Source organism: Aeromonas popoffii, assembly GCF_000820025.1.
In the GTDB taxonomy this organism is placed as follows: Bacteria; Pseudomonadota; Gammaproteobacteria; order Enterobacterales; family Aeromonadaceae; genus Aeromonas; species Aeromonas popoffii.
Window position 1 is genome coordinate 1 of record NZ_CDBI01000054.1, and the last position, 21,149, is coordinate 21,149.

Here is a 21,149-nt window from a genome sequence, read left to right on the forward strand (position 1 = left end):
GCCCCCACCCCGCCGCTGGCGGTGCGCTTTAGCCCGGAGGCGGAGCAACAGCTGCAACCCTGGCTCAAGGCCCATCCCGAGCTGCGCCTGCTGGTGAGCGAAGTGCTGGCCCAGGATCCCCGTCCCGCCTACAAGAAGGGCAAGCCGGACGACAAGGAGTACGGGGTACGCTTGTTCGATCTCAACGTGCGCTTTCGCATCAGCGAACCCGACTGTCTGGTGCTGGCCATAGTGCCGGCCTGAGTGCTGGCCTGATCGCCAGACGATGTGAGCCATAAAAAACACCCTGCGCTGTTTTTTAAAACGAGTGTCATTGAATGAAACAAACGGATTTGTTTCATGCAATATCCACCCGTTAACCACATTGAGAGCAGATGAGCAAAGCCCCGTCTCGTCGGGAATTGTCTCATCAACGCCAACCTGATAACCCATGTGGCGCCGCTGCACTTGCCCCCTTGTGTCATGGGCAAGATGAAAAACATTACTTTACCCACGCCACTGGGCCAGTATTTTTTATTTCCCCCATTATCTGAATAACATTTATATATACATTCCAATTTTTTATGGTATGTTCCCCCTGAAATTGATGATCACCTTAATCAGCCATTTAATGGGGATGCCATGAACGAATTTCTTAAAACACTGCTGAACATCCGTAGTCTTCGTGTGGCCCTGCGCGAGCTGCCATTTGAACAGCTGGAAGAAGCGAAAGAAAAATTCGAGCAGGTTTATACAGAGCGCTTTGAATCCACCGAGAAAGAGCGTACCGAGCAAGCAGAGCATCAGCGCAAGCTTGCTGAGTTCTCCGAGCTGCTGAAACAAGCCGGTGTCGACCCCCGTGACCTGGTCAGTCACGCCGCCCCGGTCTTATCAGCCAAAGCTGGCAATAAGGCCAAACGAGCACCACGCCCGGCCAAATACAAATATCAAGAAGATGGCCAGGAGAAAACCTGGACCGGTCAGGGTCGTATGCCAAAGGCCATCGCTGCACAAGTTGAGCAAGGCAAGAGCCTGGATGACTTCCTGATTTAATATCCGCGTTTACCAGATGCCGCCTACGGGCGGCATTTTTATTGCCTTTTTATCCCCGGCGCCATCACCGCACATCAAAAACGGTAAAACAGTGAAAGCATGTTCACTTTTTTCAGTTCGGATTTTAGCCACCAAGCCTAGCGCTGGCGGGCTCTGGGCATAGGGTTTTACCGTAATCCATTTTTTCAAAAATTTTTCTATACGGAGCACGCAGGCGGGAGCGGATTAGCGCGGATTTCGTGACGCAGCTCTGTCCGTGGCTCCTTTCTCCTGACCTACTGGCTTGATCTCAACTATGAACATAGAAATACTCTGGGCCACGATGAATAGTTCAGTAGGCATAAGTATCTACACAAAGTGCAGTCGACTTTTTGGCCAACTTGTATAGATACAGCGCCGTATTGCCAATGCACTGATTCCAAGTACGGCTACTCCTGGCTTGCCTGTCATTCATTGAGCCCGTCCGCCAAGACGGCAAACCAGCTGGCGCTCAGTTGGATAGGGTCATGGATACTAGAGGGGAGGTAGATGGTACCTGAAGGACTGGGAGCGCTGTGGCACCTTTGGTTGTTACTCCCGATTCACTCGATAGCGTTATAAATTGCTTGTGTGGTTTCGTTACAACTTAACTCTTCAAGAACCGCTGCTGTTTACCGTATCCACGTTACTTGACTTGTTATGCTCTATTGGCTGGTTTCTTGTAACTTCCCGCATTTCTTTTGCTATATCTTTTGCTGATGAAGAAGACAGAGTAAAGTAAAAGCTAATCGCTCCTATGACAAAGCTAACAGTAGTAACGATATAGGCTAGATTGGTTTGCTTTTTGAGTTTATCCTGTTCTGACTTTAATTATACATACTTTACCAACACACCAATAATCGGGTTTAGAATATGTTTATCACTTTCCTCACTGGATTGTTCAGTTAGCTTTGAAAGTCTTACTAATGAAGGTTTAACTTCATCAGGCATATCATCATACGGCTCTTCAGACTCTATTTCTTGAACAAGATTTTTTAAGCTTTCAAATGTATCTTTATCTTCAGCGTCACGAAATACCTTATATATTACCTTTCGAGATTGGAAAGCTCTAAGATCATAAGACTTACCGACATTAACAATATCCTTTGAGGAAGCCTGAATATTTTAACTTAGTTTTTAATTGATGTTTTTACGCATTGCATCGGTATTTTCAGCGCTAAATAGTAAGCCGCGACATAAAAATACGAATGCGAAAATTATAGGCAAATAGCTTCCAGCAATAATTAAGTTAAGGATTTCAGATTTCATTAGCTCTCCATTGTTATGCTCAAAAACAGGACTCAATTAATTTAAAACAACACCACACAATCACTTGGTAATTGCACGACAAACATAAACACTAAATATAAAATTGCCGTTCTTTACGAATCTTCATTATAATTTTTATTATATGTAACGTTCATCATCGCTACTTCCAAATGAGAACTGAATATTATTAACTCGAAACAGACTGCTACCCTTAAAGAAAACACTGTCTAAATCAAAAAGTGCTAGATTGTGCCCTTGTCCAAGTGAACTCCTAAAGGCAATACCATCATAGCCTAACGATCTCACTAACTCAGCAATTATTTGTGTTGGAGCATAATCTGACTTCTGGTCACTATTTGTTACCGGTTCAGAAAAAGCTTTATCTATATTCGTCCATACTGCTTTAATTATTTTCCCTTCATCAGGCTCTGCGAAGTAAAAAGGTAAATTCTCCTCATGGTTTTTTGAGAAATCAATTACTCGAAGTTCTTTGTAATTGGTGAATTTCGCGACTGATAAGATCGAACCTAACCAGGGTCTAACCTCAGACATTGCCGTTTCTTTTTCAGATGCCACATACAAACAAGGAATCCCCTTGGGATTTGCCCTTCCCTCTGACGCACTATCAGGTAATGGTCTCATTCGCTTTTCAGAATAAGGGACTAAGATATCATCAACATGAACATCATCTTGTGTAATTGGTATGCAGTCATGCCCTATTTGTGCTCGCCACATCTCTGAGTTAGGCTTAATCACTTCTACGCGACTTTCGCAAGTATCCTTGATGCCTTGAAGAAAACTTTGTCCATCTGCATCTAAAACATAACGTGATTTATTTCTGACTGAATAGCTAAACTGCATATAGCTACTCCATGACTTAAAGCTCATAACTTTCCTTTACATATAAAAGTGATTAGATGGAAGGTAGTATTAATTTGATAGTGGAGTCTTTTGTATAACCCGTCCCATCCTCAAAACTGACACAGAAAATTTCTTTTAGATGATGATATTACCAGCCTATCTAGACTGTCCAGACGTATTTGCTTGGCTCCCTTTTCTGGCATAACATCTGGTGCTGTGCGAAAACTCCGCTAGAAAGCGGCAATGGAACTCATCTTCGTGGACGAATCAGGACTGTGATCGAGGTGACCTATATCACATGGTATCGCTGACCAAGATGTAGGGCGGCGGAACGAGAGAGAAGGGAGATAAACCCCATTGCTCTGCCATTACCTCTCCGCAAATACCTCATCCGTAAACGCCCCAGGATCCGGCTGCGTACAGTTATTGCCAAAGCGCCAAGGAGCGCCGCTTAAGGGCACTTCGCTACGCTCACCAAACCCTGCTTCGCTTTGCCTCAACACCTCCTCGGCGCTCTCTGCGGGCTTGTCGGTCGCTCTGGTGATGGCTAAGGGCATAGCATCGTGCATATCGGCTCATGTTATTAGGCGGGATTGACGAACAGCAGCAAGATCCGCGCGGCAGCGGGTGCCTCGCTAAGTGTGAGTGGCATGCGGCCAAGGTATGTGGGGTTTACGCGAGTGCGGGCCGGTAAAATCAGACCTGGATGGTGACTAGGTGACGGCCTCCCTGTGTCTACCCTGTCGCAGCGGCATGGACAGGCCCCCCTGCTTTTATCACGCCTGATCCCTGTGCTCGGCGGCAATCTGCCTGAAGGCCCCCTCGCAGGCGAGGAAGGCATCGACCATCCCGGGGTCGAAATGGCTGCCGCGCCCCTGCACTATGATGGCTTTCGCCTCTTCGTGGGTGAAGGCATGCTTGTAGACCCGTTTCGAGATGAGGGCATCGTAGACATCCGCCACCGCCATCAAGCGGCCCGAAATCGGGATGCTCTCCCCGGCCAAGCCAGCCGGATAACCACTGCCATCCCACTTCTCGTGGTGGGTGAGGGAGATCTCCCGCGCCAGCCGCAGGAAGGAGTTGGAGCCGAGCTCGGCCTCGGCGCTGGCCAGTGCATCGGCCCCTATCTGGGGATGGCGCTTCATGATGGCGAACTCTTCGTCGGTCAGCTTGCCCGACTTGAGCAGGATCGCATCGGGAATGCCCACCTTGCCCACGTCGTGCAGCGGCGCCGACTTGAACAGCAGGTCTATGGTGGCGTCGTCGAGGGGATAACGCTCGGCGTCGTGGCGGCTCAGGTGTTCGGCCAGCACCTTGACATAGTGCTGGGTGCGGATGATGTGGGCACCTGTCTCGTTGTCACGGGTCTCCGCCAGCGAGGCGAGGCCGAGGATGGCCACGTCCCGGGTCAGGTTGAGCTCGTCGCGGCGCGCCTTCAGCTCGCCGATCATCTGGTTGGTGCTGGCGGCGATCAGGCCGAATTCGTCATCCCGGGTGACCGGCACCCGCGCATCCAGATCGCCGCATTGCACCTGTGCCATGGTACGCATCTGGTGCTCCAGGAAGAGGGTCAGATTGCGGCCATAGCCACGAATGATGAGCCAGAGGTAACAGAAGGTCACCCCCATCACGAAGGCAATTTCCAGCAAGATGTATTGCTGGACATCGAGCCGCGACAGGCTTCTGTCCACCGTCGCCAGCCGCTCCAGATCCTTGTTGAACAGCAGGAATAAGACGCCCCCCAGCAGCACGAGCGTGGTGAAGGTAAACAGTGAGAACTTGCGGGAAACCGGCATGGCCAGCGGCCGGGTCAGCACCAGCGAGCCCTGATGCTCCCGCTGTTTGGCCAGGTTCCAGTCCCGCGCCAGCGACAGATCTGCGGCCACCAGAAAGCCCAGGGTCGTCATCCCCAGCAGGATCTTGAGGTGGCTCGACAGCGGGAGATCAAGCATGAGGCCGCTGTAGCCCGAGAGCAGCAGCGCCCCCAGCAGGTAGAAGCCCACCTCCAGCCCGAAGCTGCTGAGCCCGCTGCCGGGCAGGACCAGTCGGCACAACACCCAATGGCGCGCGGCAAACATGAGGGTAAAGACCAGCAGGGTGGGCCCCAACAGCTGGGGCAGGGTCAGGCTATCCTGAAACGAGACCTGCAACCCGTAGAGGCAAAAGAGTGGCAGTGTCACCCCATAGTGCAGGGCGCAGCGCCCCGTGATTTTCTGCATGATTCCACCCTGACTGCTGTTTTTGGTAATGACGGCAGGGATATTCCCCCGCCCCTCACAGACGCCGCAGCAGCAGACTCCCTATCGAATAGCCAGCGCCAAACGAGCAGAGCACGCCGCGAGCCCCTGCAGGCAGGTCGCGATTGTACAGATGGAACGCGATAATGGAACCCGCCGAGCTGGTGTTGCCGTAACTGTCGAGGATCACCGGCGCCTCTTGCTGGCTGGCATCGTGACCCAGCAGCTTGCGACCGATGAACTGGTTCATGGTGAGGTTGGCCTGATGCAGCCAGAGCCGGCTCAGGGTATCCGCCGGCCAACCCTGCTCATCCAGCTGACCGGCTATCTGATCGCACACCAGCGGCAGCACTTCCCTGAACACCTTGCGCCCCTGCTGGCAGAACAGCTTGTCATCACCATAACGGGTGCGCGGGCTGAGCCGGTTCAGGAAGCCAAAGTTGTTGCGAATGTTGTTGGAGTACTGGGTCACCAGCTTGCTGGCCACCAGTTGCCAGGGGTTGCTGACCTTGCACGCTTCTTCCCGCTCCAGCAGCACGGCAGTACAGGCATCGCCGAAGATAAAGTGGCTATCCCTGTCACGAAAGTTGAGGTGCCCCGAGCAGATCTCCGGGTTCACCACCAGTGCCAGTTTGGCGCTCCCCGCCGCCAGCATGTCGGCTGCCGCCTTGATGCCAAAGGTGGCCGACGAGCAGGCCACGTTCATGTCAAAGGCCATGCCGCCCGCCCCCAGGTAGTGCTGCAACTCGATGGCCAGCGCCGGATAGGGGCGCGGCATGTTGGAGGCGGCGACGATGACCAGATCTATCTCTCCCGGCTCGCGGCCGGCGGCGATCAGCGCCTGCTCGGCGGCGGCCACTGCCATCTCCACCATGATGGAGGGTTTGTCATCGGCTCGCTCCGCCAGCAGCGGCTGCATGATGTCGGGATCCAGCACCCCTTCCTTGCTCACCAGATAGCGGCTCTTGATGCCGGAGGCCTTCTCGATGAACTCGCAGCTCGAATGCTGCTTGGCAGACAGCTGGCCCGCATCGATGGCGGAGGCGTTCTCCTCGTTGTAGAGATCCACATACTGGTTGAAGGCGCCCACCAGCGCTTCGTTGCTGACGGCAAAAGGCGGGGTATACAGGCCTGATCCACTGATCACGATAGAAGTCATCTTTGCTCCTGGCCGGGTGCGTTCCCGGCTTGTTGGCTTTTTAGGGTAGAGAGGTCATTACAGCTGATCGATCGCCGCGGCGAGACCGGCCAGGGTCAGCGGATGCATGCGCCCGCCAACCAGTTCATTCATTAACTTGATGGAGGGATGCCAGAGCCACTCCCGCCTCGGAACCGGGTTGAGCCACACCAGCTTGGGAAAGTGCTGCTGCAGGCGGGCGAGCCACACCTGACCCGCCTCCTCGTTCCACTGCTCGACACTGCCACCGGGCCAGGTGATCTCATAGGGGCCCATCTTGGCATCCCCCACCACAATCACCCTGTAGTCGCTGCCGTAGGTGCGCAGCAGCCGCAAGGTATCAAAACGCTCCTCGGCCCGGCGGTTGTTGTCTTGCCAGACGAAGTCGTAGAGACAGTTGTGAAAATAGAAGTACGCCAGATGCTTGAACTCGTGGCGCAGCGCCGAGAAGAGCCGCTGCACCTCGGCCACGTGGAGATCCATGGAGCCCCCCACATCGAAAAAGACCAGCAACTTGACGCCGTTGTGGCGCGCCGGCCTCAACTTCACATCGAGCCAGCCCTGCCGGGCCGTGCTCTGGATGGTGTCGTCGAGATCCAGTTCGTCCGGGTTGCCCTGGCGCACCCAGCGCCTGAGCTTGCGCAGCGCCAGCTGAATGGCACGCTGCCCCAGCGGCGAGTCGTCGCTGAAGTTGCGATAGTGACGCGCCTCCCACACCTTGGCCGCCTTGCCGTGCTGGCCCTCTCCCCCCATGCGGATCCCTTCGGGGTGAACACCACCGTGGCCAAACGGGCTGCTGCCTCCCGTGCCCACCCATTTGTTGCCGCCGGCGTGGCGACCTTTCTGTTCGCTCAAGCGCTGATTGAGGGTTTCCAGCAGCTTGTCGAGCCCACCTAAGGATTGCAGCAACGCTTTTTCTTCCGGGCTCAGCAGCCGTTCAAACTCCTTGCGCAACCACTCATCCGGCAGGGTCTCTGGCAACAGGGGCGTGGCCTGCAGGCCATCGTAATAGTCGGCAAAGGCGCGATCGAAGCGATCGTAATGGGCCTCATCTTTCACCAGCAGGCAGCGGGCGAGCTGGTAGAACGCATCCATATCGAGAGTGACCAGCCGGGCTGCCAGCGCTGCGTGCAAGTCCAGCAGTTCACGCAGGCTGCACGGGAGCTTGTGGCGGCGCAGGTGGGTAAAAAAATCGATCAGCATGAGTTAGCTGCCGCGACGCGCCAAAAAGGCGAGCTTCTCAAACAGATGCAAGTCCTGTTCGGTCTTGAGCAGAGCGCCGTAGAGGGCAGGCACCAGCTTGCCAGGCGCGCGGGTGCGCATTGCCTCGGGGGAGATGTCATCGGCCAGCAGCAGCCGGATCCAGTCCAGCAGCTCGGAGGTGGAGGGCTTTTTGCGCAGCCCATCCACTTCGCGCAGCTCGAAGAAGAGCGCCATGGCCTCGTCCAGCAGCGCCGCTTTGAGGTTCGGATAGTGCAGATTGACGATGGCCTGCATCTCGGCCTTGTCGGGGAAGCGGATGTAGTGAAAGAAGCAGCGGCGCAGGAAGGCGTCCGGCAGCTCTTTTTCATTGTTGGAGGTGATGATGACCACGGGACGCTGGCGGGCCTTGACTCGCTCGCCCGTCTCGTAGACGTCGAACTCCATCCGATCCAGCTCCAGCAGCAAGTCGTTGGGAAATTCGATGTCCGCCTTGTCGATTTCGTCGATGAGCAGCACGGGCCGCTGCTCGGCGGTGAAGGCTTGCCACAGCTTGCCCTGGCGAATGTAGTGACTGATCTCCCCCACTCGCGGATCGCCAAGCTGGGAGTCACGCAGCCGCGCCACAGCATCGTACTCATACAACCCCTGCTGGGCCTTGGTGGTGGACTTGATGTGCCAGGCGATCAGCTGGGTACCGAGCGAACTGGCCACAGCTTCGGCCAGCTCCGTCTTGCCTGTGCCGGGTTCACCTTTGATAAGTAACGGTTTTTCCAGCACTATTGCCGCATTGACCGCCATCTTTAGCGCCTCTGAGGCGAGATAGCGATCGCTTCCTGCAAATCCCATAACGTCCATTCCTTTGACGACAAGAGACCTTTTGGAGACTGAGGCCTCAGTAAGAAAGAATAAGCTCTATATCTTGTAATAACATATTGTTATAACAAATCGTCACTTCTCATTCAGAAACCACAGGGTAATCTTGTTTCATCGCCGTAACAAACAGGGATAGCACCATGAGCAAAATTTTTGAGGACAACAGCCAGACCATAGGTCACACCCCGCTGGTTCGACTCAACCGTGTTACCAAGGGCCGCGTACTGGCCAAGATTGAGAGCCGTAACCCGAGCTTCAGCGTCAAGTGCCGCATCGGCGCCAACCTGATCTGGGATGCCGAGAAACGCGGCGTCCTGACCAAGGGCAAGGAGATCATCGAGCCCACCAGCGGTAACACGGGTATTGCTCTGGCTTTCGTGGCCGCCGCTCGCGGTTATCCCATCACCCTGACCATGCCCGCCACCATGAGCCTGGAGCGCCGCAAGCTGCTCAAGGCGCTCGGCGCCAATCTGGTGCTGACCGAAGGCCCGCTGGGTATGAAAGGCGCCATCGCCAAGGCCAACGAGATCCTCGAATCCGAGCCGGGCAAATATGTCCTGCTGCAACAGTTTGAAAACCCCGCCAACCCGGAAATCCACGAAAAGACCACGGGACCCGAGATCTGGGATGCCACCGATGGTCAGGTGGATGTGTTCGTGGCAGGCGTCGGCACTGGTGGCACCATTACCGGTGTCTCCCGCTATCTAAAACAGACCAAGGGCAAGGCCGTGGTCTCGGTAGCCGTCGAGCCGAGCGAGTCACCCGTGATCAGCCAGCGTCTGGCCGGTCTTGAAATCAAGCCGGGTCCCCACAAGATCCAGGGCATTGGCGCCGGTTTCATTCCGGGCAACCTGGACCTGACCCTGCTGGACCGCGTCGAACAGGTAAGCAGCGATGATGCCATCGAGATGGCCCGTCGCCTGATGGAAGAGGAAGGGATCCTGGCCGGGATAAGCTCGGGGGCTGCCGTCGTGGCCGCCGCCCGTCTGGCCGAGTTGCCGGAATTTGCCGACAAGACAATCGTCGTCATACTGCCGAGCGCCGCCGAACGTTACCTCTCCAGCGCCCTGTTTGCCGGGGTGTTCAGCGAGCAAGAACTGCTGCAGTAGGTGATCGAATTCTTTCAGAACAACGGCGCTCCCAGGAGCGCCGTTTTTTTATGAGCTAGACTGAGCAGGTGGTAGCGCCACTCGGCCCCTTATTTTTTGGGGTAAAATAACAAGCTGGCGGACGACAAAAAAAGCAGACATTCTGTGATAAATCTCATATCCTGTGCGGCGTCACGAGGTATTTGCCGACTAGGTATCACAAAGTAACAAAGTGTTATTTTTCGTTAAAAAATAATTTCAAGCCAGTATTTATGCGGCTTGTAGCGCCATAACGAAAAAGAGTTTAGGCAGACACCGAATACTGCACAGAAAATTGACCTGGATTAAACCATTGCAGGTCTGATTTCGTTACTTTACAACATATCCATACTGACACGGTGAGATAAGGAAGCGTCAAAAGCATCCATCTCTCCAAAAAATATCAATAATATGGGGTGAAACCATGTACGAGAAGTCTGTTGTTATCACTGCTGAAAACGGTCTGCACACCCGTCCGGCAGCTCAGTTCGTGAAAGAAGCCAAAGAATTCCAAAGCGAGATCACTGTGGTCTCCGGTGGCAAATCTGCCAGCGCCAAGAGCCTGTTCAAGTTGCAGACCCTGGGCCTGACCAAAGGCACCAACGTGACCATCCAGGCCGATGGCCCGGACGCTCAGAAAGCCGTTGAGAAGCTGGTTGCCCTGATGGACGAGCTGGAGTAATCCAGCTTTATTCCTCCCCCACAGTCGTTTTAATAGGAAGGATTATGATATCTGGCATTCTTGCGTCCCCCGGTATCGCATTCGGTAAGGCGCTTCTTCTGAAAGAAGATGAAATCGTTATCAATCAGGGCAAGATTTCTGCTGACCAGATTGACGCCGAGATCAACCGCTTCCTCGAAGCCCGCACCAAGTCAGCTGTCCAGCTGGAAGCCATCAAAACGATGGCTGGTCGTACCTTCGGTGAGGAAAAAGAGGCCATCTTCGAAGGCCACATCATGCTGCTCGAAGATGAGGAGCTGGAAGGGGATATCAGATCCTTCATCAAAGACAACAAGGCCACCGCTGATAAGGCCGTCTACGAAGTCATCGAGCAATACGCCAAGATGATGGCCGATCTGGACGATCCCTACCTGCGCGAGCGCGCCACCGACTTCCGTGACATCGGAACCCGTCTGGTGAAGAACGTGCTGGGTATCGCCGTTGTCAACCTGAGCACCATCGACGAAGAGGTCATCCTGGTCGCCAAAGACCTGACCCCGTCTGAAACCGCTCAGATCAACCTGAAATATGTGCTGGGTTTCGTTACCGATATCGGTGGCCGTACCTCTCACACCTCCATCATGGCCCGCTCACTCGAGCTGCCTGCCATCGTGGGCACCAATGACATCACCGAGCGTGTCAAGAACGGTGACATGCTGGTACTGGATGCGATCAACAACCAGATCATCATCAACCCGACCGCCGAGCAGCTGACGGAAGCCAAACAGTTCCAGGCCCAGTTCCAAGCCGAGAAGGACGAGCTGGCCAAGCTGAAAGACCTGCCTGCCATCACGCTGGATGGTCATCAGGTCGAAGTGTGCGCCAACATAGGTACCGTCAAGGATACCGAAGGGGCCATCCGCAATGGCGCTGAAGGCGTGGGTCTGTACCGTACCGAGTTCCTGTTCATGGACCGTGACGCGCTGCCGACCGAAGACGAGCAGTTCAAAGCCTATAAAGAAGTGGCAGCGGCCATGCCGGATCAGCCGATCATCGTCCGTACCATGGACATTGGCGGCGACAAAGAACTGCCTTATATGAATTTCCCGAAAGAGATGAACCCCTTCCTGGGCTGGCGTGCCGTGCGTATTTTCTTCGATCGCGAAGACATCATGAACGCTCAGCTGCGGGCCATACTGCGTGCGTCTGCCTTCGGCAAACTGCGCATCATGTTCCCGATGATCATCTCTGTCGAAGAGTTCCGTAGCCTGAAAGCCACCGTAGAGAAGCTGAAAGCCGAACTGCGCACCGAAGGCAAAGCCTTTGATGAATCCATCGAAGTGGGTATCATGATCGAGACTCCGGCTGCTGCCGTGATGGCTCATCATCTGGCTAAAGAAGTGGATTTCTTCAGTATCGGTACCAACGACCTGACCCAGTACACCCTGGCTGTCGACCGTGGTAACGAGATGATCTCCGCCATGTACAACCCGCTGTCACCCTCCGTCCTGACGCTGATCAAGATGGTTATCGACGCTTCCCATGACAATGGCAAGTGGACCGGTATGTGTGGTGAGCTGGCTGGTGACGAACGCGCCACACTGCTGCTGCTGGGTATGGGTCTGGATGAGTTCTCCATGAGCTCCATCTCTGTACCGCGTATCAAGAAGCTTATCCGTAACACCAACTTCGAAGATGTGAAGGCAATGGCTGACCAGGCATTGAGCTATGCAACTGCCGCCGAAATCGAAGCCTGTGTAGATAACTTTATTAAGCAGAAGGCAGTCTGCTAAGATCGGCTGCAAACAGCGACAATCATCTCTAGGAGCTTTTACTATGGGTCTGTTTGATAAACTGAAGAAACTGGTTTCCGATGATAGCTCTGATACCGGTGGCATTGAGCTGTATGCCCCGCTGTCAGGTGAAATCGTACCGATCGAAGATGTGCCTGATGTTGTCTTCGCCGAGAAGATCGTGGGTGACGGTATTGCCATCAAGCCAACCGGCAACAAGATGGTTGCTCCGTGCGATGGCACCATTGGCAAGATCTTCGAGACCAACCATGCGTTCTCGCTGGAATCCGACTCAGGTATCGAGCTGTTCGTTCACTTCGGTATCGACACCGTTGAACTGAAAGGTGAAGGCTTCAAGCGCATCGCTCAGGAAGGTCAAAAGGTCAAGCGCGGTGATACCATCATCGAGTTCGATCTGGCTATTCTGGAAGCGAAGGCCAAGTCTACCCTGACGCCGGTTGTCATCTCCAACATGGACGAGATCAAAGAGCTGATCAAGATGACAGGTGCAGTGACTGTGGGTGAGACCCCGGTGATCCGCATCAAGAAATAATGCGCTCTGGCTTGTGCCAGTGACTGCAACGAAAAACCGAAGCCAAGCGCTTCGGTTTTTTTATGGGGCCATGCTGACCCTTGACGCCTGCCAGGTGTGTAAACCCACCCGGTTACGCCCCTGTGCCTTGGCCTGATTAAGGGCCCGATCAGCCACCAGCAACAGGTTATACAGGCTCTGCCCGGCAACGTTGGCCTGCTTGAAGTGAGCGATATCGCACAGGGTCACTGACAGCGGTCGCCCCCATCACCACGCTGTGCGTCGCACGCGACATGGGGTAAACCATCACGCTCACCTCGACCCCGTCATCCAGCGCGGCTATGGCCTTGACCAGATCGATGAAGGGACCGCTCCCATCGGAATCGATGAGCCCCGGCAACAGCCCCAGATAGGCGGAAAAGTGCGATGGATGTTCAGGCTCTGCCGCAAAGAGACGATCACTGCCACTGCCAGCCACGCCAAGTAGAATGGCGCCCAACATGAACAGCTGCGCAGCTCCCAATCCAAGATGTTTCATGACCAGACCTTCATCCGCACCGCCGTTACCAGACGCATAGCCTCGCGCAGAGGGGTGCCTGGCCAGGCACCGCCTGAGAGCTGAGAGCTGAGAGTAAAATGTTAAAAAGTTATCGAGATCAAAGTTTTGCCGAACAGGGCTTGTAACATGGGGTTGGATGCAAAGAGGTCCGGGTACAGGAAGCGAGCCCGGATGGATAAGAAAGTGATGCAATGAGCTCCCCGAGAAGGACATGAACATGTTGAAAAATACCGAACAACGTTATGGCAGCCTGAGTATCGGCCTGCACTGGCTGACTCTGCTGCTGATGATTGCCGTCTACGCCCTGATGGAATTCAGGGACATCTTTCCCAAGGGCTCGGCCGGGCGCGACCTGATGAAGGAGTTCCACTTCATGGTGGGCTTGCTGATCCTGGCGCTGGTCGTGGTACGGCTGCTGGTGCGTTTCAGCGGCCCCTCACCCCGCATAGTGCCCGAGCAGTCCCCTCTGATGCACAAGCTGGCTCAACTCGCCCATCTTGCACTGTACGGTTTTCTGATCCTTACCCCGCTGCTGGGCTGGCTGCTGCTGAGCGTGGGCGGTAAACCCATCCCTTTCTTCGGGTTCGAACTGCCCGCCCTGCTCGCGCCTAATGATAGCTTGAGGGGAACGATAAAGGAGCTGCACGAGACGCTGGCCAACATAGGCTATGCCCTGATCGCCCTGCACGCCGTTGCCGCCATCTATCACCACCATGTGCTCAAGGACAACACACTGACCAATATGCTGCCCAAGCGCCGCAGTTAAACAACGAGGGGCGCGCTGGCGCCCCTATTTACGCCTGTTTTGCCGCCACCTCCGGCACATCAATGGCCTTGGGTTTCCCCTCGGGTTGCAACTTCTTCACGTTCCCCTTGCTCTGGCCAGAGACAGCGTTGCTATCTTCCTGAGCTTGGGATTGCCCGATGAACTGGCCTCCCTTTCGAATGGAGAGGCTGCCACCTTTGAAGGTCCCCTTCATCTTGCCACTTTCGAGGATCTCCACCTCCGTCGATGCGCAGGTGCCATCCAGGGTGCCATTGATGGTGACATGGGCGGCGGTCACCTCTCCCTCAACGCGGCCCCCCTCCATGATGCGAACTGTTCCCCCGCTGACCAATAAGGTTCCGATGAACTGCCCATGCACATCCAGATTGCCTTCCACTTGCAGCTCACCCGTGAATCTGGCTCCCTGTGCAATCACTGTCATTGCCACACCCGATACCGCAGATACAGACTCATTGCGCTTTCGTCCAAACATTCTGACTTTCTCCACCATTAACATCAGCGCCATCACTAACAGCGGCACTACGGGTAATTTGTAATATGCAGATCCCAATACATAGAGCAGCAACGCCAGGCCCCAGCAGAACCAGATGACATAAAGCGCATCACCTCGTTTTCGCATTGCGATGCGACATAAGACCCTTTCAGGTACAACCGTCATTGACCATTCCCTCTTGCGGGTGCATGGATTCAAGACCGGGGTCATGACCCCTGGTTATCTCTTTTCCCGCAATATGCGGGCATGGATCTAGATCAAGCGACCATATCGCGAAAACTCTGAAACAAAAAAGCCCCGCCATCTGGCGGGGCCGCAGTCCCTCAACGGCGTGAGTCAGGATTCAGGGCAGCACCACCCGGCTTTCGCCGCCGCCCAGAGCGTCTACCCGAATTTGCACGCCGATCCGCTCCACCAGGGTCTGCACATGGGAGATGACGCCTATCTGGCGACCGGCCGCCTGCAGTGAGTCCAGGCTGGATAGCGCAAGATCCAGGCTGTCCGGATCCAGGGTACCGAAGCCCTCGTCAATAAACAGCGACTCGATCTGGGTCTGATGCGACGAGAGGCTGGAGAGGGCCAGCGCCAGCGCCAGCGACACCAGGAAGCTTTCGCCGCCGGAGAGGGAGTCCACCGATCGCACCTCATCTCCCATATCGAGATCCACCACCTGCAGCGCCAGATCCGTGCCGGGTACCCGCTCCAGTCGATAGCGCGGCGACAGCTCGCCGAGCTGGGCATTGGCCTCCAGCAGCAGGCGCTCCAGGGTGAGGCTCTGGGCGAAGGTGCGCAGCTTGGCACCGCTGGCGGAGCCGATAAGCTCGGACAGCTGCTGCCAGTGATCCGCCACCGCCTGCTGGCGGCTCAGCTCCTCTTGCAAGGAGCCCGCCTTGAGGGCAGCCGCCTCGGCCTGGGCCAGGGTGCTCTTGCACTGAAACAGTTGCTCTTCCAGCTCGCGGCAATGGGCCTCGCTGGCCCCCAGGCGCAGACCAAGCTCCTGCACAGAGAGGGCGGTCAATTCGCCATGATGCTCGCGATAACGCGCCAGCTTGACCTCCTCCAACGCCAGCGCCCGCTGGCGTTCGGCCAGCCGGGTGCGAGCCTCGGCCAGGGCGTCGTCCAGATGCTGCAAGGCGACCCGGCGAGACTTGAGCTCATCCGGTCCCATCGCCAGCAGCCGTCGCAGATCATACTCGGCAATGCCCAGGGTAGTGGCGTGCGCCGCCCAGCGGCCCAGCACCTCGCGCCGGCGACGGCTGCTCACCTTCTTGTCCTGCTCAAGGTGAGCCAGCCTGGCCTTGAGCTCGGTCTGCTTCTCCCTGGCCATCCGCAACGCGGCCACCGCCTCCTCGAGCTGGCTGGCGGCATGCAACAGTCGCTGTTGCCATTCGCCTTCGACCTCGGCGATGACGCGCCCTCCCAGGCAGGCCTCGCGGCTGGCGAGCAACCCCTGGCGCTGCAACTCGGCCTCTTTGTAGTCGCGCTCCAGCTTGTGCAGCAGCTCGTTCTGGCTCTGCACCCGTGCCTCCTGCGCGCTCACGCCCGGCGTCAGGCTCGCAAGTTCGCTGCCCAACTGCTCCCACTCGCGCTGTCCCTGCAAATAGGCCTCGCAGGTCTGCTGCCATTCGAGCCACTGCCGGCTGCCGAGCCACTGGCGCCAGGGTTCGGCACCCATCTGTTCATCGAGTCGCGCTTCCCCCTGCACCAGGCGCTGGCGCAGCGCGACCTCCTGCTCGGCCAGCGCTTTTAGCTCGGCCTCCCACGCGATCTTCTGCCGCTCGGCCTCCTGCCACTGCTGTTCGAACTGCTGATGACGGGCCGTCAACTGGGTCAGCTGATTGCGCAGCCCCATCAACATCTGCTGGCCTTGCTGGGCCTGTTGCAGCTGTCGCTGTCCGGCCACCAGACCCAGCTCCAGAGTCTCTCCCTGTGCCAAGAGATGCGCCAGCAGATCTGCCCACTCCGCCGGACTCTGACGTAGGGGCAGCCCGTGCCCCAACAGGGTATTGCCGCCCAGTTGCAACCAGCGCTGGGTCAGCTGTTCGGATCTCGCCTCAAGCTCCGGCTGGCGCTGCTGGCGGGCGGCCAGCTGACGGGCCAGTTCAACCCGTTCGCTCTCCCCCTGAATATATTGGTGATTGAGCCGCTCCCACTCGAGCTCCAGCTGACTGGCTCGATCGGCCAGCTGGGCCAGTATGCCAGCCACCTGCGGCTGGCTCTGGCGATAGGGGTGCTCCTCGGCGCCGCAGAGCGGGCAGGGGGAGCCATCGCTCAGCACGTGACGATACTGCTCGAAGCTGGCCACGGCGCGGGCCTGCTCCAGGGCATGGCGCGCCTCGCCACGCTGGGTGGCAAGCCGTTCCAGCGCTGGCACCAGCTCATCGCGCTGACCGGCCAGCCGGTGCAGATGTTGCTCGAGCAGCGCCATCTCTTGCAACAAGCGCTCCTGTTGCTCGCTGTGATTGCGGCCCGCCTCCGCCAGCTCCAGCAGTTGCTGCACCCGCGCCAGCTGCTCGGTCTGGGCCTGCCGCTGCTCCTGCGCCTTGGCAACCTGACCATCCCACTCCTGCGCCTGCAACTGATCATGCAGCTGTTGCAGCCGTGTGCGCTCCTGCTGCCAGCCGTCCCGCTCCTGCTGACCCTGCTCCAGCCGGCTGTTGAGATCGCGCAGGGCATGGCCCTTGTGCTCACGGCTCTGCTGCAGATGTTGCAGCTGATCCCGACCCTCTGCCCAATCCTGCATGGCCGCCAGCAAGGGTTGCCACTGCCGCGCCAGCGGCGCCAGCGCCTTGCGCTCATCCAGCCAGCGTGCCCATTGCTGGCGCCGTGCCTCGAGTGCCTGCACCCGGCTCGCCTGCTGTTGCCACTCCTGCTGCAGTGCCAGTTGCAAGGTACGCGCCTGCGCCCCCTGCTGCTGGACGTCCTGCAACTGGCTGCCCTTCTCCCTGATGCGGGTATCTAGCTCCTGCGCCCGCTTGAGCTCGGGTTGCAGCGCCCCCCATTCACGCTCGGCGGCTATCTTGTCGGCCAGCAGATGCTGCTCGCGCAGCGCGACCTGCTGCTGCGCCAGTTCAACCTGTGCCAATTCAGGCCCCAACTGGCCGATAAGCTGCTCCTGCTGCTGCACTTCCAGGGTAAGACGCGCCAGCTCGTCGTGATCGGCGCGGGCCACCTGGGCCTGCTCGGCGCGGGTAAACTCCTCCCGCTCGGGAGCGGCCAGGGCGTGAGCCGCTTCTGCGGCAGCCAGTGCAGCCTGCCCCTCCTGACAGGCCAGCAGCTGGGCGGCGATGCGATCGTTGAGATCGCGCAAGTCCTGCAACAGCTGGCGCTGCTGCTGCTCGTGCTTGAGACCGGTGGAGCAGCCCAACTGCCGGGCGACCCACTGCTCGCGGGTCGCCTCGTCCATCAGTGCCACGTCGCCGAGCCGTTGCCCGATGGCGGCCAATTTTTGCTGCTCCTCCCGCGCCCGCTCATGGGTCTGGATGGAGATGACGGAGTAAAGCTCGGTACCGGTCATGCGTTCGAGCAGGGCGGAGCGCTCGTCGGCACTCGCCTTGAGAAACGCGGCGAACTCCCCCTGAGGCAGGATCACGGCGCGGCGAAATTGCTCCCAGGAGAGCCCCACCAGCTCATCGATGCGATCCTGCAGATCCCGCTTGCTGCCGGAGAAAACCTGCCCGCTCGCCACGTCAGTCAGGCTGCGCTCCTGAGCCTGAAAGCGCCCCTCCGAGCGATTACGGGCCCGCCGCACCGCCCAGCGCGCCAGCCAGATCCGGCCATCACAGCCGCGAAACTGCACCTCGGCACAGCCGCTGGCGTGGCCACGGCTGAGGATGCCGCGCACGTCATTGGCCTTGAGCTTCTCCTCGTCATCCGCTCGGCCCACCTCGGCCACGTGCTTGCGATTGGCGATGAAGCGCGGCATCTCGTCGTACAGCGCCAGACAGATGGCATCGAGCAGGGTGCTCTTGCCCGCGCCCGTGTTGCCGGTGATGGCAAACAGACCGGCGGCGCCAAGCGCCCCCTTGGTAAAGTCGATGGTGAAGAGCCCGGTCAGACTGGCCAGGTTTTCACCCCGAAGGGAGAGGATCTTCATATGCCGGACTCCTTCACCTGTTGCAATATCTCTTCAAACGAGGCCACCAGTTCGGCCTCGGGTTCACCGTCAAACTGGCGCTGATAGCAGAGCCTGAACACCTCTGTGGGGGAGAGCTCATCCAGCCTGCGCTGATGGGAGCCATCGGCCAGCCCCTGCCCGGATCCCAGATAACGGGTGCTGATGCGAGCCAGACGCACGGGTTTGCCCACCAGCGCCGCCAGAATGCGCTCGCGGATGCGGGCCTCGGGTCTGGGCAACAATAGTCGCACTTCGAGGAAGGGCTGGGCTTCTTGTTGGCAAGCGGGTAGCGTCAGCGCCTCGATGGCCTGGAGCGCCCCCTCCAGTTCGCTCTCGGGTAGCCGGATCATCTCCACCGCGCGGGGTACCGGGATCCGCTCCAACCCGGCCAGTTTCCCCCCCGCAAAGGTCACTTCCAGCACCTGATGGTTATAGTTGGCCTCAGCGAGCGAGAGCGGCAACGGCGAACCGCTGTAGTGCACCCCTTCGGCCGGGCTCTGGGCCAGATGCAGGTGCCCGAGCGCCGTGTAGTCGGCAGCGGCGAAGATGTCGGCTGGCAGGGCATGCTGGTTACCGCCGAGCACCCGCCGCTCGGAGAGCTCGGAGAGCTGGCCCGCCGCCAGATAGGCGTGGCCCATGGCGATCAGCGCCTGGCCAGGCTCGCAGCGGGCGCGCCCGGCACTCAACACCTCCTCATAGACCTGGCGAACCCCTTCAATCAGCCGATCCTGCCCCTCTGCCAGTTGCTCGACCCTCAGATCACTGCTGCGCAGGAAGGGGACGGCAGCGCACCAGGCGACCAGCTTGCCTTCTCTGTCTTGCAGCGGCACCAGCAGGCGCTCGGTCTCAAGCTTGCCATCACTATCCCGGCTGATGCTGCCCACCAGATGCAGGTCAAAGGCTCGCAGCAGCTCGTGGGGCGCATCCAGCTTGGAGGGTGAGTCGTGATTGCCGCCGATCAGCACCATGTTGAGGCGGGGCATCTCGGCCCGCAGTCTCGCCAGGAAGCGATAGAGCTGCTGCCAGGCGCTCGCGGGGGGATTGGCGGTATCGAACAGATCGCCCGCCACCAGCAGGGCGTCGATCTGACGCTGCTTGAGGGTGTCGGTCAACCAGTCGAGAAAAACGTCGTGTTCAAAGCGGCGTTCATGACCATGGAGTTGGTGGCCAAGGTGCCAGTCGGCGGTATGCAGGATCTTCATGAGAAAACGGCTCGAAATGGGGGAGAGGTGCCCACGGCACCCAATGGAGACAAGATGAGGATACGCCACCCTTTTTTCAAGCAAAACAGGCCGGTGGCGTCAGATCAGGCGGACTCGCAGCACATCTTGTACTGGGGATGGCCGGTGAGGGGATCGAACTCCTCCCGCTCTATCACGAAGCCGCGGCGGCGGTAGAAGCGCACCGCCTGTTCGTTCTCCACAAACACCCGCGCATGCAGCCTGGCCCCCTGTAACTTGGCCTCCTGCAACAGGGCGTGGCCGACGCCGCGCCCCTGGCGGTCAGGACGCACGAACAGGGCCGCGAGGTAATCATCCGCCAGTGCCATGAAGCCGAGCAGCTCGCCGCGCTCCTCGAAGACCCAGATACGGGCCCGGTCGAGATAACGGGTGCGCAGATCTTCCTGGGCCTGCCACCAGCAGGAGGCATCAACGAAATCGTGGGCCTGCAGGGAGGCCAGCAACCAGATTTCGACGATCTCATCCATGTCCTCGGACCGACTCGGCCTCAACATATTTGCATCCTTGTTAACAATCTGAACACTCGCAGTCTAGGAGAGTTTGATGACAGGATTGGGGCGAATATGACTCCCTGTGAACTCGATCGCCCTTTATTTAGCGAGAATGATTGGCTGATCACAAAGCGCCTCTCTAGTACAATGCCCGCCGGACAATCTATGAGACCGAGGACGCCATGTGGTTTAAAAACCTGCAGATTTATCGCTTTACCCGCCCCTTTGACCTGACAGTGGATCAGCTGGAAACCCAGCTCGAGGCCTGCGCCTTCACCCCTTGTGGCAGTCAGGACATCTCCCGGTTCGGTTGGGTCAAGCCCCTTGGCAAATTCGGCTCGACCCTGACCCACTCCGCCTCCGGCCACATCCTGCTCTGCGCCCGCAAGGAAGAGAAGATGCTGCCAGGTTCCGTGGTCAAGGAGATGCTGGCGGAGAAGGTAGAAGCGATCGAATTCGAGCAGGGCCGCGCCCTCAAAAAGAAAGAGAAGGAAACGCTGAAGGAGGAGATACTCCACACCCTGCTGCCCCGTGCCTTCAGTCGTACCAGCCAGACCTTCGCCTGGATCAATCCGGCCGACAATCTGATGGTGGTGGACGCAGGCTCCGCCAAGAAGGCGGACGATCTGCTGGCGCTGCTGCGCAAAAGCATCGGTACCCTGCCGGTGGTGCCGGTGG

At 57.7% G+C, this 21,149-nt stretch carries 18 protein-coding genes and 1 pseudogene; 8 read left to right on the plus strand and 11 right to left on the minus strand.

Annotated features, from left to right (window positions below):
- Positions 1 to 243: pseudogene (locus BN1129_RS10410) on the plus strand (tRNA (N6-threonylcarbamoyladenosine(37)-N6)-methyltransferase TrmO); the annotation flags it as partial.
- A gap of 378 nt (positions 244 to 621) precedes the next feature.
- Entirely contained in the window at positions 622 to 1,032 is a 411-nt protein-coding gene (locus BN1129_RS10415) for an H-NS family histone-like protein (protein WP_042036308.1), read from the plus strand.
- A 9-nt stretch (positions 1,033 to 1,041) separates the two neighbouring features.
- On the opposite strand, the gene BN1129_RS23305 is transcribed toward BN1129_RS10415, so the two are convergent.
- The 6 genes from BN1129_RS23305 to BN1129_RS10440 form a co-directional block, all read right to left on the minus strand.
- Complete coding sequence (locus tag BN1129_RS23305; RefSeq protein WP_157013338.1) at positions 1,042 to 1,221, minus strand: hypothetical protein; 180 nt, start codon at positions 1,219 to 1,221, stop codon at positions 1,042 to 1,044.
- A 1,236-nt stretch (positions 1,222 to 2,457) separates the two neighbouring features.
- Positions 2,458 to 3,180 carry an RES family NAD+ phosphorylase gene (locus BN1129_RS22475; RefSeq protein WP_209418503.1) on the minus strand — a complete coding sequence of 241 codons (723 nt, stop codon included), beginning with the start codon at positions 3,178 to 3,180 and terminating at the stop codon, positions 2,458 to 2,460.
- 776 nt (positions 3,181 to 3,956) lie between these two features.
- Positions 3,957 to 5,399 carry an HD domain-containing phosphohydrolase gene (locus tag BN1129_RS10425; protein ID WP_042036312.1) on the minus strand — a complete coding sequence of 481 codons (1,443 nt, stop codon included), beginning with the start codon at positions 5,397 to 5,399 and terminating at the stop codon, positions 3,957 to 3,959.
- Positions 5,400 to 5,454: 55 nt separating this feature from the next.
- Positions 5,455 to 6,576 (minus strand): beta-ketoacyl-ACP synthase III, encoded by a 1,122-nt coding sequence (locus BN1129_RS10430; protein ID WP_042036314.1) that lies wholly within the window; start codon positions 6,574 to 6,576, stop codon positions 5,455 to 5,457.
- A gap of 57 nt (positions 6,577 to 6,633) precedes the next feature.
- Positions 6,634 to 7,797, minus strand: coding sequence for a vWA domain-containing protein (locus tag BN1129_RS10435; protein ID WP_042036316.1), 1,164 nt, complete (start codon positions 7,795 to 7,797; stop codon positions 6,634 to 6,636).
- A gap of 3 nt (positions 7,798 to 7,800) precedes the next feature.
- Positions 7,801 to 8,643 carry an AAA family ATPase gene (locus tag BN1129_RS10440; protein WP_042036319.1) on the minus strand — a complete coding sequence of 281 codons (843 nt, stop codon included), beginning with the start codon at positions 8,641 to 8,643 and terminating at the stop codon, positions 7,801 to 7,803.
- Positions 8,644 to 8,810: 167 nt separating this feature from the next.
- Here BN1129_RS10440 and cysK point away from each other — a divergent pair, with 167 nt between their 5' ends.
- The 4 genes from cysK to crr all read left to right on the plus strand — a co-directional run bounded on the left by cysK (position 8,811) and on the right by crr (position 12,804).
- Entirely contained in the window at positions 8,811 to 9,779 is a 969-nt protein-coding gene (gene cysK / locus BN1129_RS10445) for a cysteine synthase A (protein WP_042036320.1), read from the plus strand.
- Positions 9,780 to 10,221: 442 nt separating this feature from the next.
- Positions 10,222 to 10,479 carry an HPr family phosphocarrier protein gene (locus BN1129_RS10450; protein WP_005303128.1) on the plus strand — a complete coding sequence of 86 codons (258 nt, stop codon included), beginning with the start codon at positions 10,222 to 10,224 and terminating at the stop codon, positions 10,477 to 10,479.
- A 44-nt stretch (positions 10,480 to 10,523) separates the two neighbouring features.
- On the plus strand, positions 10,524 to 12,251 hold the full coding sequence (ptsI, locus tag BN1129_RS10455; RefSeq protein ID WP_042036322.1) for a phosphoenolpyruvate-protein phosphotransferase PtsI: 1,728 nt from the start codon (positions 10,524 to 10,526) through the stop codon (positions 12,249 to 12,251).
- A gap of 43 nt (positions 12,252 to 12,294) precedes the next feature.
- Positions 12,295 to 12,804: a PTS glucose transporter subunit IIA gene (crr, locus tag BN1129_RS10460; protein ID WP_042036323.1), complete on the plus strand. Its 510-nt coding sequence runs from the start codon at positions 12,295 to 12,297 to the stop codon at positions 12,802 to 12,804.
- A gap of 166 nt (positions 12,805 to 12,970) precedes the next feature.
- Here crr and BN1129_RS10465 read toward each other — a convergent pair whose 3' ends face one another.
- The gene (locus BN1129_RS10465; RefSeq protein WP_042036326.1) at positions 12,971 to 13,321 is read right to left on the minus strand and encodes a hypothetical protein; all 351 of its coding nucleotides are present in this window, start codon (positions 13,319 to 13,321) and stop codon (positions 12,971 to 12,973) included.
- 238 nt (positions 13,322 to 13,559) lie between these two features.
- Here BN1129_RS10465 and BN1129_RS10470 point away from each other — a divergent pair, with 238 nt between their 5' ends.
- Positions 13,560 to 14,108 carry a cytochrome b gene (locus tag BN1129_RS10470; protein WP_042036334.1) on the plus strand — a complete coding sequence of 183 codons (549 nt, stop codon included), beginning with the start codon at positions 13,560 to 13,562 and terminating at the stop codon, positions 14,106 to 14,108.
- A gap of 28 nt (positions 14,109 to 14,136) precedes the next feature.
- On the opposite strand, the gene BN1129_RS10475 is transcribed toward BN1129_RS10470, so the two are convergent.
- The 4 genes from BN1129_RS10475 to BN1129_RS10490 form a co-directional block, all read right to left on the minus strand.
- Entirely contained in the window at positions 14,137 to 14,787 is a 651-nt protein-coding gene (locus tag BN1129_RS10475) for a bactofilin family protein (RefSeq protein WP_042036327.1), read from the minus strand.
- Between the two features lie 178 nt (positions 14,788 to 14,965).
- Complete coding sequence (locus BN1129_RS10480) at positions 14,966 to 18,718, minus strand: AAA family ATPase (protein ID WP_042036329.1); 3,753 nt, start codon at positions 18,716 to 18,718, stop codon at positions 14,966 to 14,968.
- Positions 18,715 to 19,941 carry an exonuclease SbcCD subunit D C-terminal domain-containing protein gene (locus BN1129_RS10485; RefSeq protein ID WP_042036330.1) on the minus strand — a complete coding sequence of 409 codons (1,227 nt, stop codon included), beginning with the start codon at positions 19,939 to 19,941 and terminating at the stop codon, positions 18,715 to 18,717. Before BN1129_RS10485 ends, BN1129_RS10480 begins: the two co-directional genes overlap by 4 nt.
- Positions 19,942 to 20,045: 104 nt before the next feature.
- Positions 20,046 to 20,474: a GNAT family N-acetyltransferase gene (locus tag BN1129_RS10490; protein WP_042036331.1), complete on the minus strand. Its 429-nt coding sequence runs from the start codon at positions 20,472 to 20,474 to the stop codon at positions 20,046 to 20,048.
- 179 nt (positions 20,475 to 20,653) lie between these two features.
- Here BN1129_RS10490 and rdgC point away from each other — a divergent pair.
- Positions 20,654 to 21,149 (plus strand): recombination-associated protein RdgC (gene rdgC, locus BN1129_RS10495; protein WP_042036333.1); only part of this gene is annotated, 496 nt, incomplete at its 3' end.